Origin of the sequence: Rhizobium sp. WSM1274, assembly GCF_025200775.1 — a bacterium.
GTDB lineage: Bacteria > Pseudomonadota > Alphaproteobacteria > Rhizobiales > Rhizobiaceae > Rhizobium > Rhizobium leguminosarum_I.
The window spans coordinates 3,582,501-3,602,414 of the sequence record NZ_CP104138.1 but is presented as its reverse complement, the minus strand read 5'-3'; the positions used below and the strand labels follow the sequence as shown (position 1 = coordinate 3,602,414).

At 61.9% G+C, this 19,914-nt stretch carries 17 protein-coding genes and 1 pseudogene; 6 read left to right on the top strand and 12 right to left on the bottom strand.

Translation table 11 applies throughout. From position 1 onward, the window contains the following. Positions 1-78 precede the first annotated feature (78 nt). From N2600_RS18010 to N2600_RS17985, 6 genes are all read left to right on the top strand, one after another. Positions 79-402 carry an ArsR/SmtB family transcription factor gene (locus N2600_RS18010; protein ID WP_222384642.1) on the top strand — a complete coding sequence of 108 codons (324 nt, stop codon included), beginning with the start codon at positions 79-81 and terminating at the stop codon, positions 400-402. 54 nt (positions 403-456) lie between these two features. Continuing rightward, complete coding sequence (locus tag N2600_RS18005) at positions 457-906, top strand: SRPBCC family protein (RefSeq protein WP_018068960.1); 450 nt, start codon at positions 457-459, stop codon at positions 904-906. A 206-nt stretch (positions 907-1,112) separates the two neighbouring features. Continuing rightward, entirely contained in the window at positions 1,113-2,096 is a 984-nt protein-coding gene (locus N2600_RS18000; protein WP_017968059.1) for a tripartite tricarboxylate transporter substrate-binding protein, read from the top strand. Positions 2,097-2,318: 222 nt separating this feature from the next. Next, positions 2,319-2,780 carry a tripartite tricarboxylate transporter TctB family protein gene (locus N2600_RS17995; protein WP_017968058.1) on the top strand — a complete coding sequence of 154 codons (462 nt, stop codon included), beginning with the start codon at positions 2,319-2,321 and terminating at the stop codon, positions 2,778-2,780. 9 nt (positions 2,781-2,789) lie between these two features. Further along, positions 2,790-4,295 carry a tripartite tricarboxylate transporter permease gene (locus N2600_RS17990; protein WP_260296975.1) on the top strand — a complete coding sequence of 502 codons (1,506 nt, stop codon included), beginning with the start codon at positions 2,790-2,792 and terminating at the stop codon, positions 4,293-4,295. Between the two features lie 107 nt (positions 4,296-4,402). Beyond that, complete coding sequence (locus N2600_RS17985; RefSeq protein ID WP_260296974.1) at positions 4,403-5,572, top strand: M20 aminoacylase family protein; 1,170 nt, start codon at positions 4,403-4,405, stop codon at positions 5,570-5,572. Positions 5,573-5,739: 167 nt separating this feature from the next. Here N2600_RS17985 and N2600_RS17980 read toward each other — a convergent pair whose 3' ends face one another. The 12 genes and pseudogenes from N2600_RS17980 to N2600_RS17925 form a co-directional block, all read right to left on the bottom strand. Next, a complete protein-coding gene (locus N2600_RS17980) occupies positions 5,740-7,527 on the bottom strand; it encodes an adenine deaminase (RefSeq protein WP_222384645.1) in 1,788 nt (595 codons plus the stop codon). Next, the gene (locus N2600_RS17975; protein ID WP_222384646.1) at positions 7,524-8,444 is read right to left on the bottom strand and encodes a nucleoside hydrolase; all 921 of its coding nucleotides are present in this window, start codon (positions 8,442-8,444) and stop codon (positions 7,524-7,526) included. The genes N2600_RS17980 and N2600_RS17975 overlap by 4 nt, the downstream gene beginning before the upstream one ends. Before the next feature lie 4 nt (positions 8,445-8,448). Beyond that, positions 8,449-8,577 (bottom strand): annotated as a pseudogene (locus tag N2600_RS17970) (ABC transporter ATP-binding protein); the annotation flags it as partial. 34 nt (positions 8,578-8,611) lie between these two features. Continuing rightward, positions 8,612-9,655 carry a LacI family DNA-binding transcriptional regulator gene (locus N2600_RS17965; RefSeq protein WP_162118811.1) on the bottom strand — a complete coding sequence of 348 codons (1,044 nt, stop codon included), beginning with the start codon at positions 9,653-9,655 and terminating at the stop codon, positions 8,612-8,614. Between the two features lie 174 nt (positions 9,656-9,829). After that, on the bottom strand, positions 9,830-11,263 hold the full coding sequence (locus N2600_RS17960; protein WP_260296972.1) for an efflux transporter outer membrane subunit: 1,434 nt from the start codon (positions 11,261-11,263) through the stop codon (positions 9,830-9,832). A 150-nt stretch (positions 11,264-11,413) separates the two neighbouring features. Then, positions 11,414-14,524, bottom strand: a complete 3,111-nt coding sequence (locus N2600_RS17955; RefSeq protein WP_260296970.1) for an efflux RND transporter permease subunit — start codon at positions 14,522-14,524, stop codon at positions 11,414-11,416. Between the two features lie 48 nt (positions 14,525-14,572). Continuing rightward, positions 14,573-15,784 (bottom strand): efflux RND transporter periplasmic adaptor subunit, encoded by a 1,212-nt coding sequence (locus N2600_RS17950; RefSeq protein WP_020486253.1) that lies wholly within the window; start codon positions 15,782-15,784, stop codon positions 14,573-14,575. A 162-nt stretch (positions 15,785-15,946) separates the two neighbouring features. Further along, complete coding sequence (locus N2600_RS17945; protein WP_017968048.1) at positions 15,947-16,549, bottom strand: TetR family transcriptional regulator; 603 nt, start codon at positions 16,547-16,549, stop codon at positions 15,947-15,949. A gap of 197 nt (positions 16,550-16,746) precedes the next feature. Continuing rightward, entirely contained in the window at positions 16,747-17,691 is a 945-nt protein-coding gene (locus N2600_RS17940; protein WP_170279742.1) for a phosphoribosylaminoimidazolesuccinocarboxamide synthase, read from the bottom strand. A gap of 260 nt (positions 17,692-17,951) precedes the next feature. Further along, a complete protein-coding gene (locus tag N2600_RS17935; RefSeq protein WP_260298845.1) occupies positions 17,952-18,638 on the bottom strand; it encodes a phosphoribosyltransferase in 687 nt (228 codons plus the stop codon). A gap of 14 nt (positions 18,639-18,652) precedes the next feature. Continuing rightward, positions 18,653-19,459 carry a pseudouridine synthase gene (locus N2600_RS17930; protein WP_260296967.1) on the bottom strand — a complete coding sequence of 269 codons (807 nt, stop codon included), beginning with the start codon at positions 19,457-19,459 and terminating at the stop codon, positions 18,653-18,655. Between the two features lie 210 nt (positions 19,460-19,669). Next, on the bottom strand, positions 19,670-19,876 hold the full coding sequence (locus tag N2600_RS17925) for a hypothetical protein (protein WP_003542611.1): 207 nt from the start codon (positions 19,874-19,876) through the stop codon (positions 19,670-19,672). Positions 19,877-19,914: the final 38 nt, after the last annotated feature.

Sequence of the window (19,914 nt, the reverse complement as noted above, 5' to 3'; positions counted from 1 at the left end):
ATTTTACGACTTGCCATGCAACCATTTGGTTGCCTATAAGGAAGAAAAATAGGCAACCAAATGGTTCCGTATAAAGACATTGATGATGACGCAGTTTTCCGGGCTCTGGCAGATGCGAGCCGGCGGCAGTTGCTAGATCGGCTGTATGCGAGGAACGGCCAGACTCTGGCTGAGCTCTGCGAGGGGCTTGCGATGACGCGCCAGGCCGTGGCCAAACATATTGCGATCCTGGAGGAGGCGAGCCTCGTTTCGTCCAAGCGCCAGGGCCGGCAGAAACTGCACTTCATCAATCCCGTGCCGATCAACGAGATCGCGCAACGATGGATCAACAAATTCGAGCGGCAGCAGCTGAATGCGCTCGCCGATCTGAAGCAGACCCTCGAAGGCAAGGGCGGCCACTAGATCCGCGGCCTGGCCATCGGGAGCATCTTGTCCTCGCCAAAAAGGAGTATCATCATGGCTGGCAGCACATATAACTATGTCACCTTTATTCGCACGACGCCGGAGCAGCTTTGGGCGGCGCTGACGACGGCCGAGTTCATGAAGAAATTCTGGCTCGGCGCCCACTTCGAGACCGAGTGGCGAGCGGGCGCCGCCTGGAAGCTTCTGTTCGAGGACGGATCGGTCGCCGACACCGGCGAGATCCTGGAATGCGATCCGCCGAAACGGCTCGTGCTGAAATGGCGGAACGAGTTCATGCCGGAGCTGAAGGCCGAGGGCTATTCGCAATGCGTGATGGAGATCGAGGCGGTCAACGATACGGCTACCAAGCTGACGGTGACCCATTCCATTGCGGTCGAGAATTCCAAGCTTATCAACGCCGTTTCCGGCGGCTGGCCACGCATTCTCTCGAACCTCAAGTCGCTGATCGAAACCGGCGAAGTGGTGCTGCCTCCCAAAAAATGAAGGCAGACGTCATAGTGCGATGGGTGGATTTCCACCCATCGCACCGGCCGTTTGTTTCCAAATCGACCCATGCTGCATCGCACTGTCGCAAAATCGTCTTTCGAAAGCGGCTGCAATGATTGCGGGTCGATTTTTCCCGGCGGCAAATAGGTCATCCCCGGCGCGGAGGATGTGTCGGGCTCGCTTATTTCATCAGGGAGGAAACGATGAAAATTCTGAAGGCCATGCTCGGCCTGACCGCGGCTGCCGCGGTCTCTCTTCTCGTCGGCGTCGCTTCGGCGCAGACCTATCCCGAGCGCACCATCACCATGGTCGTGCCCTTTGCGGCCGGCGGCCCCACCGACACCGTCGCGCGCCTGGTCGCCGAATCCATGTCGAAGGATCTCGGCCAGCAGATCGTCGTCGAAAATGTCGGCGGCGCCGGCGGCACGCTCGGCGCGGGCCGCGTGGCGAGTTCCGATCCCGACGGTTACACCATCCTGCTGCACCATATCGGCATGGCGACCAGCGCTACGCTCTACCGCAAGCTCGCCTACGACACGCTCGGCGCCTTCGACTATGTCGGCCTCGTCACAGAGGTGCCGATGACGATCGTTGCCCGTAAGGACATGGAGCCTGCCGACCTCAAGGGATTGATCGATTATATCAAGGCCAACAAGGACAAGGTGACGGTCGCCAATGCCGGCATCGGCGCGGCCTCGCATCTCTGCGGCATGATGTTCATGAGCGCCATCCAGACACCGCTCACGACCGTTCCCTACAAGGGCACCGGCCCTGCCATGACCGATCTGCTCGGCGGTCAGGTTGATGTCATGTGCGATCAGACGACCAACACGACGAAGCAGATTCAGGGCGGCACGATCAAGGCCTATGCCGTGACCTCGCCCAAGCGGCTCGACGTGATGAAGGACATTCCGACGGCCGTCGAAGCCGGGCTGCCGGGTTTTGAAGTCGGCATCTGGCACGGCATCTATACGCCGAAGGGCACGCCGGCTGAGATCAACGAACGTCTGTCGAAGTCGCTGCAAGTCGCGCTGAAGGATCCGAATGTCGGCGCCCGCTTCGCCGAGCTCGGCACGGCGCCATCCTCCGACGCCGATGCGACGCCGGCTGCGCTGAAGGCCAAGCTCGAAAGCGAGATCGCCCGCTGGAAGCCGATCATAGAGGCCGCCGGCGAGTATGCCGACTGAGAGTATACCCGCATCCTGGGCGTGCTGGCCAAGCCCCTCACCCTAACCCTCTCCCCGCGTGCGGGGAGAGGGGACCTGCCTAACACAACGGTGGGAAAGGGCGAGAGGTCTGCGGCGTATCCCCTTCTCCCCGCGCGCGGGGAGAAGGTGCCGGCAGGCGGATGAGGGGCTACTATCTTTGTGACCGCGTCACATCAATCATCTCCAACCCCAGGAGACACCATGAAGTCCATCAGTTTCGATACCACCAATGCGATCTGCGGTGCGCTTTTCGTCGCGACCGGTGCTTTCTTCGCCATCCAGTCGCTGGGGCTCGACCTCGGCACGGCAGTGCGCATGGGGCCTGGCTATTTTCCGTTGGTGCTTGCCGGTGTGCTCGTGCTTCTCGGCGCGATCATCTTCATTCAGGCACTCCGCGTCGAGGGCGAGCCTATCGACCCCTTTGCCTGGCGCGGCATGCTCTTCATCCTGCCGGCACCGGTGTTCTTCGGGCTGACGGTGCGCGGTCTCGGATTTGCACCGTCACTGTTCCTCACCGCCTTCATCGCCTGCTTCGCATCGCAAAAGATGAACGTGTTCTTCGCGATCATCCTCTCGCTGCTGCTGACGATCTTTTCGGTGGCGGTCTTCAGCTACGGGCTCGGCCTGCCGTTCGAGCGCTTCGGCCCCTGGGTCCGGTTCTAGGAGGCGATGATGGATCTTCTCAGCAATCTCGCGCTCGGCTTTGCAACAGCCGGCACTCCGGAAAACCTACTCTTCTGCCTGATCGGCGTGCTGCTCGGCACGCTGATTGGCGTGCTGCCCGGCATCGGCGCCACGGCGACGATCGCCATGCTCCTGCCGATCACCTTCCAGCTCGAACCAGTCTCCTCGCTGATCATGCTCGCCGGCATCTATTACGGCGCACAGTATGGCGGCTCGACGACGGCGATCCTGATCAACATGCCGGGCGAATCTTCCTCGGCGGTGACCGCGATCGATGGCTACCAGATGGCCCGCAAGGGCAGGGCGGGGGCAGCACTTGCGATCGCGGCGCTCGGCTCGTTCTTCGCTGGCACCGTGTCGACCTTCCTCGTCGCGATCTTCGCGCCGCCGCTCACCGCAATCGCGCTGCAATTCGGCTCGGCGGAATATTTCTCGCTGATGATCGTCGGTCTCGTTTCCTCGATCGCTCTTGCGCACGGGTCTGTCGTCAAGGCGCTGGCCATGGTGGCGCTCGGGCTGCTACTTGGCCTGGTCGGCACCGACATCTATACCGGCACGCCGCGCTTCACGCTCGGCATCCGCGAATATGCCGACGGTCTGAACTTCGTGGCGCTTGCCGTCGGCGTATTCGGGGTTGCCGAAATCCTGCGCAACCTCGAGGGCGAGTCGACACGTACGGTGCTGATGGCAAAGGTCACCGGCCTCTTGCCGTCCCGCCAGGAATTCAAGGAGATGATCGCACCGATCATTCGCGGCACGGCGATCGGTTCGGCGCTCGGCATCCTGCCAGGCGGTGGCGCCATCCTTGCCTCCTTCGCCTCCTATACGGTGGAAAAGCGGATGTCGAAGACGCCGGGGGAATTCGGCAAGGGTGCGGTTGCCGGCGTCGCGGGACCGGAATCGGCCAACAATGCCGGCGCCCAGACCTCGTTCATTCCGCTGTTGACGCTCGGCATTCCGGCCAACCCCGTCATGGCGCTGATGATCGGTGCGATGATCATCCAGGGCATCGTGCCGGGGCCGAATGTCGCCATCGAACAGCCGGCGCTGTTCTGGGGCATCATCGCCTCAATGTGGATCGGCAACCTGATGCTGGTCATCCTCAATCTGCCGCTGATCGGGCTCTGGGTGAAACTGCTGACCGTGCCCTACTACGTGCTCTTCCCTGTCATCATGGCCTTCTGCTCGATCGGGGTCTACAGCGTCAACGCCAATGTTTACGATCTCTATGCCGTCGCCTTCTTCGGGCTCATCGGCTATGTGCTGGCGAAGCTTCGTTGCGAGCCGGCGCCGCTCCTGCTCGGCTTCGTGCTGGGGCCGCTGCTCGAGGAGAACCTGCGTCGCGCCATGATCCTGTCGCGCGGCGATCCCACGACCTTCGTAACGCGACCGATCAGCGCCATTCTCCTGGCGATTGCGGCCGCCGTCCTCATCGTCGTCTTCCTGCCGAGCATCAAGAAGAAGCGCGAGGAGGTGTTCGTCGAGGAAGCCTGAAGGGTTGAACTTGTGGGCCGTTTGATGAACAACGGATGGTCTGACGCGGGCGCCGGTTGGGCGCCCGTCTCGCTTGACAGGATATCCAGGCCCATGAGCATTGCCCGATGAGCATTCCCGCCCGGATGAATGACGAGTTGCCGTTTCTGACCTCCCTGCGCCGCGACCTGCACGCCCATCCCGAACTCGGTTTCGAGGAGGAGCGTACCGCCGGCATTGTCGCGAGGCTTCTCGAAGAGGCCGGCATCACCGTGCATCGCGGACTCGGCGGTACCGGCGTGGTCGGTACGCTGCAGCTCGGCAACGGCACGCGCAGGATCGGGCTCCGCGCCGACATGGATGCGCTTGCCATGTCTGAGATGGCGGAGCGGCCTTATAAATCGACAGTATCAGGTAAGATGCATGCTTGCGGCCATGACGGACATACCGCAATGCTCATCGGCGCCGCCCGGCATCTGGCGGCGACACGGAATTTTTCCGGTACAGTGCATTTCATCTTCCAGCCGGCCGAAGAGGGGCGCGGCGGAGCGAAACGCATGGTCGAGGAGGGGCTGTTTCAACTTTTTCCCTGCGATGCCGTCTATGGGCTGCACAACATGCCTGGGCTTGCGGTCGATGAGATCGCCGTGGTCGAGGGACCGCAGCTTGCCTCCTCCGACAGTTGGCGGATTACCTTCCGCGGGACCGGCACGCATGGCGCCAAGCCGCATCTCGGCCGCGATCCGATCACGGCCGCCGGCACCTTCCTGTCATCGCTGCAGACGATTGTCGGACGGGTGATCGATCCGCTGCAACCGGCGGTCGTCAGCGCCTGTTTCCTGCAGGCGGGCGACTCGAAGGCGCTGAACGTCATTCCTGATATCGTCGAGATTGGCGGAACGGCGCGGGCCTATTCGCCTGAGGTGCGCGATCAGCTGGAGACCGAGATCGGCCGGTTAGCGCAAGGTACCGCGGCCATGTACGGAATCGCAGTGGACTATGCATTCGAGCGGCGAATTCCGCCTGTCGTCAATGATGCGGATGCGACGGCGGGGGCGCTTGGTGCGGCCGGTGCGGTCTTTAATGAGAAGGTGCGGACAAGCTTTCCGCCATCGACCGCGGGAGATGATTTCGCCTTCTTCGCGCAGAATGCACCGGGCTGCTATGTCTGGCTCGGCAACGGTCCGGCGATGGACGGGGCGCTGCACCATAATACGGCTTATGATTTCAACGATGCCGCGCTTGGCTATGGAGCGGCTTATTGGGTGGCGTTGGTGGAGCGGGAGTTGCAAGGGTAAGCTCCGGCGTTTGCCGCCCCTCATTCGCCCTACGGGCACCTTCTCCCCATGGGGAGAAGGGGAATCGATACGTTGCGGCGAGTCTCTTCTTCCCAGCAGGAAGAAGGAGGCGGCAGACGGATGGGGCCACACGGCACGCCATCGTCATATCATATGTGCGTTTTGGCTTACAGAACCTCTAGCACCGGGCTCTCCGTCACTGTCCCCATTACCACATCGGCAATGCCGCGATCGGTCTGATGCGGGCCGGCATTGCAGGCGAGCGTTGCGCCGAAGCAGGCCTTGAAGACCCGATAGGGTGGTTTCCAGTCGACGATCTTTTCCATTGCACTGCGTATGCGGACGAAGGCCAAGGCGGTGTCCTTCAGTGATGCCTCCGTCACCAGACCGGAGAGCGGTAGCGGCAGCATCGCTTCGATCCGCCCATCCTTGGCGACCGCCATGCCGCCGCCGGCTGATATGACGGCGTTGGCGGCGAGCGCCATGTCGCCCGCATTGCCACCGAAGACGGTGAGGTTGTGGCTGTCATGCGAAACCGTGGTGCAGAAGGCGCCGCGCCATTCACCCCAGCCGGTGAGGAAGCCGATGCGCGGGATGCTGTCGGTCTTGCCGTGGCGATGGACGACGGAGATCATGGCGCTGCCGACCGGCGGCACGACGAAACCGTCCCTCACTTCGGTTTCGGCCTCGCCCCATTGCGTGAAGCGCGGGCGGTCGATGGTGGCGACGCGGACGCGCTCGCCCTGGGCCGGAATGCGGAAATCATTCTCGGTCAGCGGCGGCAGCTTCGTCGAATTGACAAGCGGCGCCGTATCAATCTGCTGGACGGCCACCTGCATGCGGCCGTTGCGGGCGACGATACGGCCGCCTGATATGACCAGCCGCGCGCGGAATTCCGTGAGGTCGTCAAAGAGCACCATGTCGGCGCGGCGGCCGGCGGCGAGGAGGCCGAGATCGGGACGCTGCAGACGTTGTGCGGCATTGAAGGTCGCTGCACGGATGGCCCATTCCGGCTTCATGCCGTAGCGCACCAGGCGCCTGATGACGTCGTCGAGGCCGCCGTCTTCCTGGAGTTCGTCGGGAAAGACGTCGTCGGTGCAGAGCGTGACGGCCGGGGGCAGGTGGCCGAGACCGTTCAGCACCTCGACGAACTCCTTCAGCAGATGGTCGTGAGAGCCGCGCAGCTCGATCGTCAGGCCGGCGGAAAGCTTGGCAAGGAGATCGGCGCCGGAGGTAAGTTCGTGGTCGGAGGTGATGCCCGATGCCATGAAGGCGTTGAGATCGGTGCCTTCGAGGCCGCGGGCATGGCCGCAGACGAGCTTGCCGGCGGCAAGGCCGGCATTGACGATGGCGGTCATGCGCGGATCGCCGTCAATGACGCCGCGCATGTTCATCACTTCGGCGACGCCACCGACGGCGGAGGAGCGCAGCATCTCGGCGACGACGGCAGCATCGAAATCGGCGCCGGCAATTTCCAGGCCTGGCGCGGAAGGCACACAGGAGGGCGCGAGCAGGATCACGCGCAGTGGCAGGCCGCGCGCCGCCTCGATCGCCCAGCGCACGCCGTCGAGCCCATGGACGTTGCCGAATTCGTGCGGATCCCAGACGATCGTCGTCACGCCGCGCGGCAAGACGGCGTTCGCATATTCGGCCGGCGTCACCATCGAACTTTCGACATGCATGTGCGTGTCGATCAGGCCGGGCGTCAGGATGCGGCCCGAAGCATCGATGGTCTCGATGGCATCCGTTCGGCTTGCCGGGGCATGGACGCTTGATATCAGCGCGCCGACGAGGCCGACATCGGCTTCCCGGATCAGGCCCGTTACCGCATCGAGCAGCCTGCCGCCGGTGATCAGCACGTCGAAAGGAGCGTCGCCGCGCGCTGCAGTGACGGCGCGGGCGCGCAAGGCGGGATCATTGAGATCGGCGGGTTCCTGACGAGGGGTGGCGTTCATTTGCGGGCCTCGTTGACCAAAGCGGCGAGAATGATGACACGCGCCGTGCCGGCATCGATGTCGGCGGCGAATTGGGCATTGAAGGTCGCATGCGTGGCGCGGGTCTCGACGATGGTGCGGCCACGGGTGAGGGCACCCTGCAGCTCGACGTCGATGCGGGCGGGACGGAAGCTCACGACATCAGGGGCTACGAAGGCGACGGCCGCAGAGGGGTCGTAGATTGCCATCGCCGGGCGGCCGCGGCTGGTGCCGATGCGGATATAGGCCGAGAACATATCGGTGATCAGCTCTGCATTGGCGCCGCCGGCATTGCGCATGGGTTCGGTGTCCTCAGGCCTTGCCAGCACCTTGCGGCAGAGGTCGAGATCGACCATGCGCAGCGGAAGGCCATGGGCGATGACGATCGAGAGGGCCTCGGGATCGGCGAGCGCGTTGAATTCGGCGGAGGCCGTATGGTTGCCGCTGGTGACGCCGCCGCCCATCCAGACGAGTTCGGTGATACGGGCGGCAAGATCGGGCCGGGCAAGAGCCACGGCGGCGATGTTGGTGAGGGGCCCGAGCGCCAGGATACGGTGCTGGCCCTGGCGCTCCAGCCAACGGCAGAGTGCTGCGAAGGCATCGCTGTCGGCAAGGGCCGCCACCTTCGGCAGGCTCTTGCCTGATGTCGGGATGCCGGTTTCGCCGAGGATCGCCTGCGCGGTTTCGAGCTTGCCGAGCACGGGCATGGCGCGGCCGGTGTGGATGGGAAACTTCCAGCCGAAGGCACTGGCGGCGCCGGCGGCGTTCACCTTTACCTGCGCCAGAGGCGTATTGCCGAAGACCAGCGATACGCCGTCGATCTCGAATTCCGACTGCACCACCACCAGAATGGCGGCGATATCGTCGAAGCCCATATCGGTGTCGATCCAGACGCCCATGATTTCACCCGAAACGTTTGAGGTTTGCAGCACCTGCAACCGGCAGATCGAAGGTGAGTGCACTGCCGGTCTCGTGCGACGGCAGGCATGCATCGATCTCCGCTTTGATCGGGCCGAGCGCGGTGTCGAGGAGGAGTGCTGCCGAGGCAATGAAAGCTTTTTTCATCTCACATTTTCTCCATCTCTGAGGTTTTTGGTGCCGGCTTCGCAGGCCGGGATGATTGGCGGACGATCAGCTGCATGGCGACGCGTTCGATCTCCGCGGTAACGAGCACGCCCTTGCGGATGGTGCTTGTTTTTATAGTATCCACCAGCGCCGATACGGCAATTTCGGCAATCCTATCCATGTCCATCCGGACCGTCGTCAGCGACGGCGTGACAACAGGCGACCAGATGAGGTCGTCGAAACCGGTGACGCTGACGTCAGTGGGAATGTTGATGCCAGCCTGCTGCAACTCCGTCAGCGCCCGCAACGCCTGCAGGTCGGAGAGGGCTGCGAAGGCGGTGAAACCCTGTCTGACTTTTTCGGCGAGGCCGAGCGGGCAGCCACTGCCGTTCTCCCGCTCCAGCCGGTCGATCCACAGGGTTTCCGAATGCATGCCCGGGCGCATGCCGGAGCGGATGCCGCCGGCGCGGTCGTTCTGGACGTTGGATTCCTGATTGTTGCCGATGATGAGGATACGGCGATGGCCGAGGCCCGCCAGATGAACGGCGATTTCGTGGCCGCCCTGCCAATGGTCGGCGGCAACGGTGTTTCCAGGCGTCGAGGGAGTATCGATGATGGCGACCGGACAGGCCGCTGCCGAAATGCGGGTGGCGCGGCGGGGAATGATGACCATGCCGTCGACGCCGCGCTCGGCAAGCCGGTTGATCGCCTCGGTCTGGGCGGCGACATCGCCGCGGGAATCGGCGATCAGCACGCCGTAACCTGCGGCGGACGCAGCAAATTCGATCGCCTGCGCGATCTTCGGGAACAGCGGATTGGCGATATCGGGCAGCACTAGACCGAGAACGCCGCTGCGGCCGGTCCGTAGCGCCCGGCCGGCCTGGCTCGGGACGTAACCGAGTTCGGCCGCATGCTCGCGAATTCTTTCGACCAATTGGCCGGAGACCCGGCCTTTGCCGGAAAGGGCATTGGAGACCGTCGCGACGGAGACGCCGAGCGACGTTGCTATCCTGCTGAGGTTCGGTCCCGGGCGCGGTGCTGCCATGATCGACGATCACTTTGATTAATCGTTTAATCAGAGTGATAGCTCAGCTTTTTCTGCATGTCGAATCCAAATGCATCTTATCGCAATTATTCGATTGCGGCACGCCGCAGGCAAGAAAAAGCCCCGCGAGGCAATCGCGAGGCTTTGTACTTATCAAGTCGATTGCGGCAGCTGTCAGCCCTTGACAGCCACAACCTTCGCCGCCGGTGCGGTCGTCTTGCCGTCGGGGGCGAAGCCACCACCAACCGCGATGTTCAGCGAGACATAGTCCTTGGCCATCTGTTGGACGGATGCGGCAAGGCTTGCCTGGGCCAGCGAAACCTGGCGCTGCGCGTCGAGAACGTCGAGCAGCGAGGAGGCGCCGTCCTTGTAGGATGCAGTCGAAAGTTCCAGCGTTTCCTGCGTGGTCTTCACCTGGGCCTGAAGCGCCGCGACCGTTTGCGCGTCACGCCGGACGGCCGAGAGCGCATTCTCGACCTGCTCGACCGCGGTCAGCACCGTCGATTTCCAGTTGAGATAGGCAGTGGCGGCGTCGGACTGTGCCGACTTGACGTTGGCGCGAAGGCGGCCACCATCGAAGATCGGCAGGTTGAGCGTCGGGCCGAAGGACCATGGCGTCAGGCCGCCATGGATGCCACGCTGGTTGATGTAAGACGGCGAGATCGAGCCGCTAAGCGAGATGCTCGGATAAAGCTGCGCCTGGGCAACGCCGATATTGGCCGTTGCGGCGGCAAGATCACGTTCCGCGACGCGGATGTCCGGACGATTGCGGATCAGGTCGGCCGGGATGCCGGAGGTGATGCCGCCGCGGAATACCGGCTGGCCGGAGCCCTTCAGCAATTCATCGACAAGAGCCGAAGCCGGCAGGCCGAGCAGCGTGGCGATGTGATGGGCCGATACGCGGATATTGGTTTCGAGGCCGGGAATTTCGGCGAGCGTCGACTGCACCAGGCCTTCGGCCTGAACGACGTCAAGACGCGAGGCGGCGCCGGCTTCCAGCTGGAACTTGGTCAGCTCGTAGGTTTCCTGACGGGACTTCAGATTGGTCTTCGAAAGCGCTAGACGCTGCTGGAAGTAGCGAACGTCGATATAGCTCGAGACAAGGTCCTGTATGAGGGTCAGCCTGGCAACGTCAGCCGATGCGTAAGCGGAATCGAGCGAGGCAAGCGCGCTCTCCGTATTGCGCTTGTAGAGCCCGAAGAGATCGAGTAGCCAGCTCAGCTGGACGTCGCCGGCACTGGTATTGCGCGTGTCGAACTGCGTGCGCAGCTCGCCCTTCTGGCCGCTGACCGTCTGCGAGGCGCCGACATTCAAATTCGGCAGGCCGCCGGCGCCGGCAGTGGTCACGTTTGCGGAAGCTGCATTGATTCTTTCGATCGCCTGTTGAACTGTCAGGTTCTGATCGAGGCCGGCCTTGACGTAGCCGTTCAGTCTTGGATCCTTGAAGGCGGTCCACCATGCTGCAGTAGCAACATCGCCATCACTCTTGGTCCCACCCTCTCCGAATTTGGCGGGCAGCGGCATCTCAGGAGGAACATGATCCGGGCCTACAACGCAGCCCGACAACAATAACAATAATGCCGGTGTGGCAAAACGAAGAGATACCATTCATTTCATCCTGTACTCGAGCAAGTCAATTCTTGTCCGAAGCTTCATGCTTCACTATCGGCCGCCGCGCCTCGTTCTACCAAAAACACCATTCCGAAGCAGTCGGGCGCAATGTAGCAACGGGAACAGCAATATCACAGTGCATTTATATCACAGTCCTGCCGCATTTTTGCCGCGTGTGGCAAAGATGCGTCGAATGACGACGAAAAACGACGGCACGAAGAAAATTCCGAGCATCGTCGCCGCCAGCATGCCGCCGAGAACGCCGATACCAATGGCATTCTGTGCCGCCGAGCCCGCGCCTGTCGCGATCGCCAGCGGCACGACGCCGAGAATGAAGGCAAGCGAAGTCATGATGATCGGCCGCAGGCGCAATCTCGCTGCTTCCAATGTCGCCTCGTAGAGCCCCATGCCGCTTTCCATGCGATCCTTGGCGAATTCGACAATCAGGATGGCGTTTTTTGCCGCCAGCCCGATAGTGGTGAGCAGGCCAACCTTGAAATAGACGTCGTTCGCCTGGCCGAAAAGGGTTGCCGCCGTCAACGCTCCGAGGATGCCGACGGGCACCGCCATGATCACCGAGAAGGGGATCGACCAGCTTTCGTAAAGCGCTGCCAGGCAGAGGAAGACGACGAGAACCGAGATCGCATAGAGCATCGGCGCCTGCGAACCGGAAAGGCGCTCCTGATAGGAGATGCCCTGCCAGGCGACCGTATAACCGCCGCCGAGCTCACTGGTCAGGGCTTCCATTTCGTTCATCGCATCGCCGGAGGAAACTCCGGGTGCGGAAGCGCCGTCAAGCGGAATGGCGCTGACGGCATTGAAGCGGGCAAGCGAGGGCGCGCCCTTCACCCACTCGGTGCGGGTAAAGGCGGAGAATGGCACCATTTCGCCGTCATTGTTGCGGGCGTACCAGTGGTTGAGATCGTCCGGCTGCATGCGGAAGGGCGCATCGCCCTCGACATAGACCGGCTTGATCTCGCCGTTCAACGTGAAGTCGTTGACGTCGCGGCCGGTGAAGATGATCGACAGCATCGAATTGACCGAGGCGATGTCGACGCCCATGGCGCCGATCTTTTCCTGATCGAGCACGATGCGCATCTGCGGCTCGACTTCCTTGTTGCTGCTGCGCAGCGCCACGACTTTACCCGAGCTGTTGCCCATCTGGATTAGCCGCTTGGAGGCTGCCGTCAGAGCGTCGTTGCCGTGGCCGCCGGTATCGACGAGATACATCGAGAAGCCGCTCGACACGCCGAGGCCCTGGATTGCCGGCGGCAGGAGCGCGAAGACCTGTGCCTCGCGCATCGCAAAGAAGCTGCGAAGCGCCCGGCTGACAACCGACTGAGCACTCAGATTTGGATCAGTGCGCAGCGAAAAATCCTTGAGCTTGGTGAAAACGATGGCGCTGTTCTGGCCGGAGCCGTTGAATCCAAAGCCGAGGGCGCCGAAGACCGATTCGACGGCATCCTTCTCACTCTGGCGATAATAGTTTTCCACCTTCTCAACGACGGCCTGGGTCTGCTGCGTGGTCGAGCCAGGCGGCGTGGTGACGATGGTCAGCAGCACGCCCTGATCTTCCTGCGGCAGGAAAGAGCTCGGCAGCCGGGTGAATAGATAGGCACAGCCGGTGCCGACGAGAAGAAAGACCAGCATGACGCGGATCGGCCGCTTCAGGAGATAGCCGATGGTCCTGACATAGCCGTTGGTCGAGCGCGTGAAGTTGCGGTTGAACCAGTCGCCGACCCGGTGTTTCCGGTGTTCGCTGACCGGCTTCAGCATCGTGGCGCAGAGCGCCGGCGTTAGCACGATCGCAACGAGTGCCGACAGCAGCATGGCCGATACGATGGTGATCGAGAACTGGCGATAGATGATGCCTGTCGAGCCGCCGAAGAAGGCCATCGGAATGAAGACGGCGGTCAGCACGAGCGCAATGCCGACAATGGCGCCGGTGATCTCGCCCATCGATTTCTCCGTCGCTTCGAGCGGCGAAAGCTTCTCTTCCGACATGATGCGTTCGACGTTTTCGACGACGACGATCGCATCGTCGACCAAAAGGCCGATCGCAAGCACCATGGCGAACATCGTCAAGGTATTGATCGAGTAGCCGGTGACCGCCAGCACCCCGAAGGTGCCGAGCAGCACCACGGGAACGGCGATGGTCGGGATCAGCGTGGCGCGCAGATTTTGCAGGAAGACGAGCAGCACCACGAAGACGAGCACGATTGCCTCGATCAGCGTATGCACGACCTTCTCGATCGACAGTTCGACGAAGGGTGTCGTGTCATAGGGATAGGTGATCTTTACGCCTTCCGGCAGAGTGCGGCCGATGACATCGAGTGCGGACCGCACGCGGGCGGCGGTATCGATCGCGTTGGCGCCGATTGCGAGGTTGACGGCAAAGCCGCTCGAAGGCATGCCGTTGTAGCGCGAACTCCCCCCATAGCTCTCCTGACCGATCTCGATGCGCGAGACGTCGCTCAAGCGCACCGTCGCGCCGTCCTTTTCGACCTTCAGGATAATGTGCTCGAAATCGGCGACGGTGGTCAGCTGGCTTTGGGCGGTGATGGTGACGTTGATCTGCTGGCCGGGGATCGTCGGCTGGGCGCCGAGCGAGCCAACGGAGACCTGGGTGTTCTGGGCCTGGATGGCAGACGTCACATCGCTCGGCGTCAACTGGTATTTCAAGAGCTTGAACGGATCGAGCCAGACGCGCATGGCGTATCCCGAACCGAAGACATTGATGCTGCCGACGCCTTCCAGGCGCTGGATCTGATCCTCGATCGAGGTCGACATGATATTGCCGAGGTCGACGGAGTTGCGTTTGCCATCGGTCGAAACAAGCGAGCCGACGAGAAGGATGCTCGAGGTCGAGCGCGTCACGCTGATGCCGGCATCGATGACGTCGCCCGGAAGCTGCGACTGGACCAGCTGCAGCTTGTTCTGCACTTGCACCTGGGCGATGTCAGGATCGATGCTGGTTCCGAAAGTGAGCTGGATGTTGGCCGACCCGGTCGACGAGGTCGAGGTCATATAGGTGAGGTCGTCGAGGCCGGTCATGCCGTCTTCGATGATCGTCGTCACCGATTTCTCGACCGTCTCGGCGCTGGCGCCGCGATAGGTGGCGTTGATGCGAACCGTCGTCGGGGCGATGTCGGGGTATTGAGAGATCGACAGGGTGAAAATCGCCAGCAGGCCGGCGAGCATGATGGTGATCGCAATGACCCAGGCGAAAATTGGACGTCGGATGAAAAACTTGGCCATCGGTTGTTCCTGTGCGGCTGGGACGGTGACGATGCGGGCCTGCAGCGATTATTTCGCTGCAGCCTTCTCAGCGTCACCGGCCGCAGGCTGTTCGGCAGGCACGACCACGCCGTTGTCATTGATTTTCATCGGGACCGGTTTCACCGGCATGCCCACCGTGACGGACTGGAGGCCGGTGACGATCAGCTGATCGCCGTCCTTGATGCCTTCGGTCACGAGCCAGGAATTGTTGGAGGGCGAACTGTTCTCGAAGGCGCGGGTTTCGACCTTGCCGTCGGCGGAAACGAATTGTGCCGTCAGCCGGCCGTTGGCGTCACGGCTTGTCGCCAGCTGCGGCAGCGCATAACCGGCCTCGGCGCCGAGCTCGACGGTTGCGCGGACATACATGCCGGGCAGCACGATGCGGTCGGGATTGGGAAAGAGCACACGAATGATGAAGGTGCCAGTGGTCTCGCTGACGACCTGCTTCGACATGTCGAGCTTGCCTTGCTGATTGTATTCCTTGCCGTCTTCGAGGATCAGGTGGAAGGCGACGTTCTCCGCACCCTCGATGTTGCCGGCGGCCATCGCATCGCGCAACCTCAGCAGGTTGGTGCTCGATTCCGTCAGCGAGATATAGATCGGATCGAGTTGGCGGATGGTCGTCAGCGCCGTCGTCTGGTTGGCAGAGACGACGTTGCCGACATTAACGGCCGTCTGGTCGATGATGCCATCAAAAGGGGCGACGATCCTGGTATGGTCGAGGTCGATCTGTGCGGCGGAAAGCGCGGCCTTCGCCGACTCGACTTCGGCCTTGGCCTGGAGCAGCGTCGTCTTAGCCGTTTCGAATTCGATCTGGGTGGCACCGCTGCCGACGAGGCGCTGGTAGCGGTCGAGATTGCTTTCAGCGCTCGGTACGCTGGCTTGCGCCTTGGAGATTGCCGCCTTGGCCTGCTCGACGGCGGCTATGTAGGGTGCATCCTCGATCTGGTAGAGAAGGTCGCCCTTCTTGATCTCGCCGCCTTCCTTAAAGGCGACCTCGCGGATCAGGCCGCTCACCTGCGGCCGGATATCGGCGGTCTGAAATGTCTCGGCACGGCCAGGCAGGATGGTGGTGATCGGGAACGTGCCCTTCGTCAACGCGATCACGCCGACCGGGGCAGCCTGCTGTGCCGCGCCTGCGCCCGCATTGCCCGCAGGCTTGGAGCCACTGTCGCTGCAGGCGGCGAGAAGGGCTGCGAATGCCAGGGCCGAGGGAACGAGGAGGGCACGCCGTATCATGCTGAATTCCTGTGCGGTAGCATTCGCCATTCAATCTATGCGCTCGATCCAGCGCTCGGCTGGGCCGAGCACAGGCTTGTACAAGCATCAGGATTGGTTTCAAATGCCGTTATCCGAATTTAACAAAAGCCTTACGAAGTGACGTAATTCAACAATCATCACTTAGCAAGCGCTATTTTGCAGTGCGGCATCGACGAAACACACGATTTTTTCGGCGCGGTGAACAAGGGTCTCCTTGTCGTCGCGAGCGATCAGGACAGGGTGCAGCACGCAGGCCAGGACGTCTGCAACGGTACGCGCCGCGCTCTCGGGATGGCGGCAATGATAACGTCCCTCCGCCATGCCTTCACGGATGATCTCGCCGAGCTTCGCTTCGATGCGGGCGCGGTAACGATTGCCGGCCTCGAGTTTGGCTTCGATCGTCGAGAGTACCATTTCGAAGATATAAGGGTTCTTCTGGATGTCCTGGAGGTGGCTTTCCAGCAGGCGCAGGATGAAGCGGAGCAGTTGTTCCTTTGGCGGCAGCTTCTCATCGCAGGCGGCGAAGCGCTCGGCGGCATCGTCGAGATGGCGTCCGGCGATCGCATCGACCAGCGCGACCTTGGAGCGGAAATGCTTGAAGACATTGGCGGGCGACATGTGGAGCGCGCCGGCGATATCGGCGATCGACACCGCGACGAAGCCCCGCTCGCGAAACAGCATCTCCGCCATGGAGAGAATGTCTTCCCGCGTTTCCTCGGCCTTGCGTCTTGGCCTTCTTGCCATTTGTTCCCCGCCGGGCTGAGCCCGATACCCCTTTTTTTGATGCTAGCGCATAACCCCGAAAATCGGAATCGATTTTCGGGAAGGATTATGCGCCAATTCAAAGTGATAGAGCGTCCTCTCGGACGCGCGGCGCTCTAGCGCCATGGGTGAAACGTCGCAAGCCGGTGAACGGCTTGGCGGCCTTCGCGTTCGTCTTTTCAAGGGAAATAGCGGGCGAGGTTGGCTCGGACACGAGCAAGCGGCGTCTCGCCGCTGTTGTCTGGAACAAAACGCTCACCGGTGATCGCCTCGTAGGCTTTGATGTAGACGGCCGAGGTCTGCTCGATCAGTTCGGCGGGGATTTCCGGGATCTCGTCCTTATAGGGATCGCAACGCTCCGCCACCCAGGCGCGGACGAAATCCTTGTCGAAGCTTTCCGGGCGTTTCCCGGCGGCAAAGCTTGCCGGATAGCTTTCGGCAAGCCAGTAGCGGCTGCTGTCCGGCGTGTGGATCTCGTCAGCGAGGATAATGTTGCCGTCACCATCAGTGCCGAACTCGTATTTGGTATCGACCAGAATCAGGCCGCTTTTCGCCGCCATCTCCTGGCCGCGGGCAAAGAGGGCGAGCGCATATGTCGACAGCGTCTGCCATTGCTCTTTCGTGAGAAGGCCACGCGTGACGATTTCGGCCGGCGTCAGCGGTTCATCGTGACCGCCGTCGAATTCCTTGCTGGTCGGCGTGATGACGGGTTCGGGCAGGACCTGGTTGTCGCGCATACCGTCGGGCAGACGCATGCCGTACATCTCGCGCTCGCCCTTTTTATAAAGCGTCAGGATCGAGGTGCCGGTGGTGCCGGCGAGATAACCGCGCACGACGATCTCGACCGGGAGGATGTCAAGCCGCTTGCCGATAACGACATTCGCATCGGGATAGTCGAGAACGTGGTTCGGGCAGATGTCTTTCGTCGCCTCGAACCAGTAGCGCGCCGTCTGCGTCAGCACTTGGCCTTTATAGGGGATGCTGGTGAGGATGCGGTCGAAAGCGCTCAACCGGTCGGTGCTTATAATGATGCGGCGTCCGTCCGGAAGATCGTAATTCTCGCGCACCTTACCGCGGTAATAGTTGGGCAATTCCGGGAAATGGGCTTCGGAGAGAATTCGCACGGCGCTCGACTGTCCTTCATTATTGGGTGAAGACTTCCTGCTCTAGTTTCATTGCTGGGGAAGTCAAGTCGATCGGGTATCGCCCGCAGGCCGACATAGGCGAAATCGAAGAAGCGAAAGCCGGTTCCGGTCGCCTTGGCGAGCGCATCGAACGACATGGGCGGGTCCGTTGTTTCATCGATCAGGGGGACTGTAATCGTTCCTCATGCGCTGTACAGAGGCGCTTTCAGGCAGAGATTGAACAATCCACATATCTCGCGTTAAGCTGGTGGTGCCTGCCACCGACCCATGGCGTTCCGCTCCAGAATGGGGGTTGCGAAGACGCCGACGGTGCGCGCGTTCCATTGCGGCCCAGCGGCTGCGAGGCTGTCGCGCCAGCGCTCCGATTGCAGCATGGCGGCACCGATAACGACGGGTTCGATACCGCAGCCCGTCAGCAGATGAAGACCGGCGACGATCGAGGCGCCGCTGGAAATGACGTCATCGATGAGTGCGACGCGCCGTCTCTCAAGCAGCGGCAACATGCGCGGATCGATATAGAGGCGTTTCTGCTGTGTCGGCGTGGTGATTGAAGACAGGGCAACGGAGAGCTCATCGCGATAGCAAAATTTACGCGAGGTGCCGAGCGGAACGTAGCGGCTATGGCCGAGCTTCTGCGCCACGGCGGCGGCCAGCGTCAGGCCGAGCGTTGGCATGCCGGCGACGACATCGATGCGCATGGGTCTGATCTTTTCGGCAAGGCTTTCGGCGAGCGCATCGAGCACGGCGAAGCTTGCCTGGTTGACGATCAGCGAGGCGAGGGCGTGATCGCCATCCGCCAGCACGCGGATCGGCAGGCGAAGCTGACGGCCGTCTTCGAGCACGGCGACATAGAAGGAGGTAAATTCCCCATTGCCGGCAAAGGTGCCGGGCGGGTGAAGCTCCTGCCAGAAATCGTGCGGCGCCATTTCCGTCGCAGCAGTCAATTGCGTCTCGTCCTTTCCATGCCGGTTCTCCGGCGCAGCGCCTGCAATTCCGCTTCGCTCAGCGCACGCACGGCGCCTTTTGGCAGTTCGCCGAGTTCGAGCCCGCCGATTGCGACGCGCACAAGGCGCAGGCATTCGGTTCCCAGCGCCTCCAGCATCCGGCGGATCTGGCGGTTGCGGCCCTCGTCGAGCTCGACCTCGATCCATGAATTCCTGTCGCCCTGGCGCAGGCGCTGCGCGGCGGTGGCCGTCAGCAACTCGCCGTCGTGGCGGATGCCCGATGTCATGGCGGCAATGTCCTCATCGTCCATGATGCGGTCGATCTGGACATGATAGGTCTTCGTCACATGCGTGGCCGGATCGAGCAGTATCTGGGCGAATTCGGTGTCGTTGGTGAAAAGCAGCAGGCCCTCGCTCGCCTTGTCGAGCCGGCCGACCGGAGAGAGATGCGGGATGTCGAAGTCCCTGAGGCAATCATAGACCGTCGGCCTGCCTTCGGGATCGTGGCGGGTGGTGACGAGCCCGCGGGGCTTGTTGAGCATCAGATAGATTTTCGCTTCGGCAGCGATGACGAGGCCGTCGATGCTGATCCTTGCCGTGGCAAGATCGACCCATGCGGAGATATCGCTGACGGTGCGGCCGTCGACCGCAACGCGATTTTCGGCAATCAGACGTTCGGCCTGCGTGCGGGAGCAATAACCGAGCTTGGAAAGGGCGCGGGGAAGGGTAACCCGCTTAGCCGCGGCGTTGTCGGCGGGTTTTGTCCGCTCACGCGTTTTGTGCGGTGGGCGCCGCTCCCTCATCTGCCATCCTTGCATAATTCAAAGTGCTACAGTGTCGTCTGCGTGTCTGAAAAGACGCGCGGCGCTGCTTTTGCTGCCGCTTTCTTGGCATGAACGGTGCAAGGATGCCAGCAAGGCAAATTAAAAACGAGGGGGGAAGAACAGGCGCCGCAAAAGAGGCTCAGCGCTTTGGCATAAAGCGCCGTCACGGCTTGATAGGGTGGTGCTGCCTCAGCGGCAAGCCATGAAGCCGGCCAGTTCCTTACGGCTGACGACGATACCGGCGGCGGCCTTGACCGGATCCGGATGGGTGTAGGACAGACTAGGCATTTCCGGCAGATCGAGTGCTTGGCGCATATTCATGATGCCGACCGCATAGCGGCCATTGGCGCTGTCGACGCTGACTTCGATAATGCAGTTAGCCCTCTTGTTTTCCATGGTAGTCCTCCCTTCGTTTTTATGTTTCCATAGCTCAC

Bases quoted from the DNA above. Each gene is read 5' to 3' on its own strand.
- N2600_RS18005 (WP_018068960.1), top strand. From the start codon at position 457: ATGGCTGGCAGCACATATAACTATGTCACCTTTATTCGCACGACGCCG.
- N2600_RS18000 (WP_017968059.1), top strand. From the start codon at position 1,113: ATGAAAATTCTGAAGGCCATGCTCGGCCTGACCGCGGCTGCCGCGGTC.
- N2600_RS17995 (WP_017968058.1), top strand. From the start codon at position 2,319: ATGAAGTCCATCAGTTTCGATACCACCAATGCGATCTGCGGTGCGCTT.
- N2600_RS17990 (WP_260296975.1), top strand. From the start codon at position 2,790: ATGGATCTTCTCAGCAATCTCGCGCTCGGCTTTGCAACAGCCGGCACT.
- N2600_RS17985 (WP_260296974.1), top strand. From the start codon at position 4,403: ATGAGCATTCCCGCCCGGATGAATGACGAGTTGCCGTTTCTGACCTCC.
- N2600_RS17980 (WP_222384645.1), bottom strand. From the start codon at position 7,527: ATGAACGCCACCCCTCGTCAGGAACCCGCCGATCTCAATGATCCCGCC.
- N2600_RS17975 (WP_222384646.1), bottom strand. From the start codon at position 8,444: ATGGGCGTCTGGATCGACACCGATATGGGCTTCGACGATATCGCCGCC.
- N2600_RS17965 (WP_162118811.1), bottom strand. From the start codon at position 9,655: ATGGCAGCACCGCGCCCGGGACCGAACCTCAGCAGGATAGCAACGTCG.
- N2600_RS17960 (WP_260296972.1), bottom strand. From the start codon at position 11,263: ATGGTATCTCTTCGTTTTGCCACACCGGCATTATTGTTATTGTTGTCG.
- N2600_RS17955 (WP_260296970.1), bottom strand. From the start codon at position 14,524: ATGGCCAAGTTTTTCATCCGACGTCCAATTTTCGCCTGGGTCATTGCG.
- N2600_RS17950 (WP_020486253.1), bottom strand. From the start codon at position 15,784: ATGATACGGCGTGCCCTCCTCGTTCCCTCGGCCCTGGCATTCGCAGCC.
- N2600_RS17945 (WP_017968048.1), bottom strand. From the start codon at position 16,549: ATGGCAAGAAGGCCAAGACGCAAGGCCGAGGAAACGCGGGAAGACATT.
- N2600_RS17935 (WP_260298845.1), bottom strand. From the start codon at position 18,638: ATGGCGCCGCACGATTTCTGGCAGGAGCTTCACCCGCCCGGCACCTTT.
- N2600_RS17930 (WP_260296967.1), bottom strand. From the start codon at position 19,459: ATGAGGGAGCGGCGCCCACCGCACAAAACGCGTGAGCGGACAAAACCC.
- N2600_RS17925 (WP_003542611.1), bottom strand. From the start codon at position 19,876: ATGGAAAACAAGAGGGCTAACTGCATTATCGAAGTCAGCGTCGACAGC.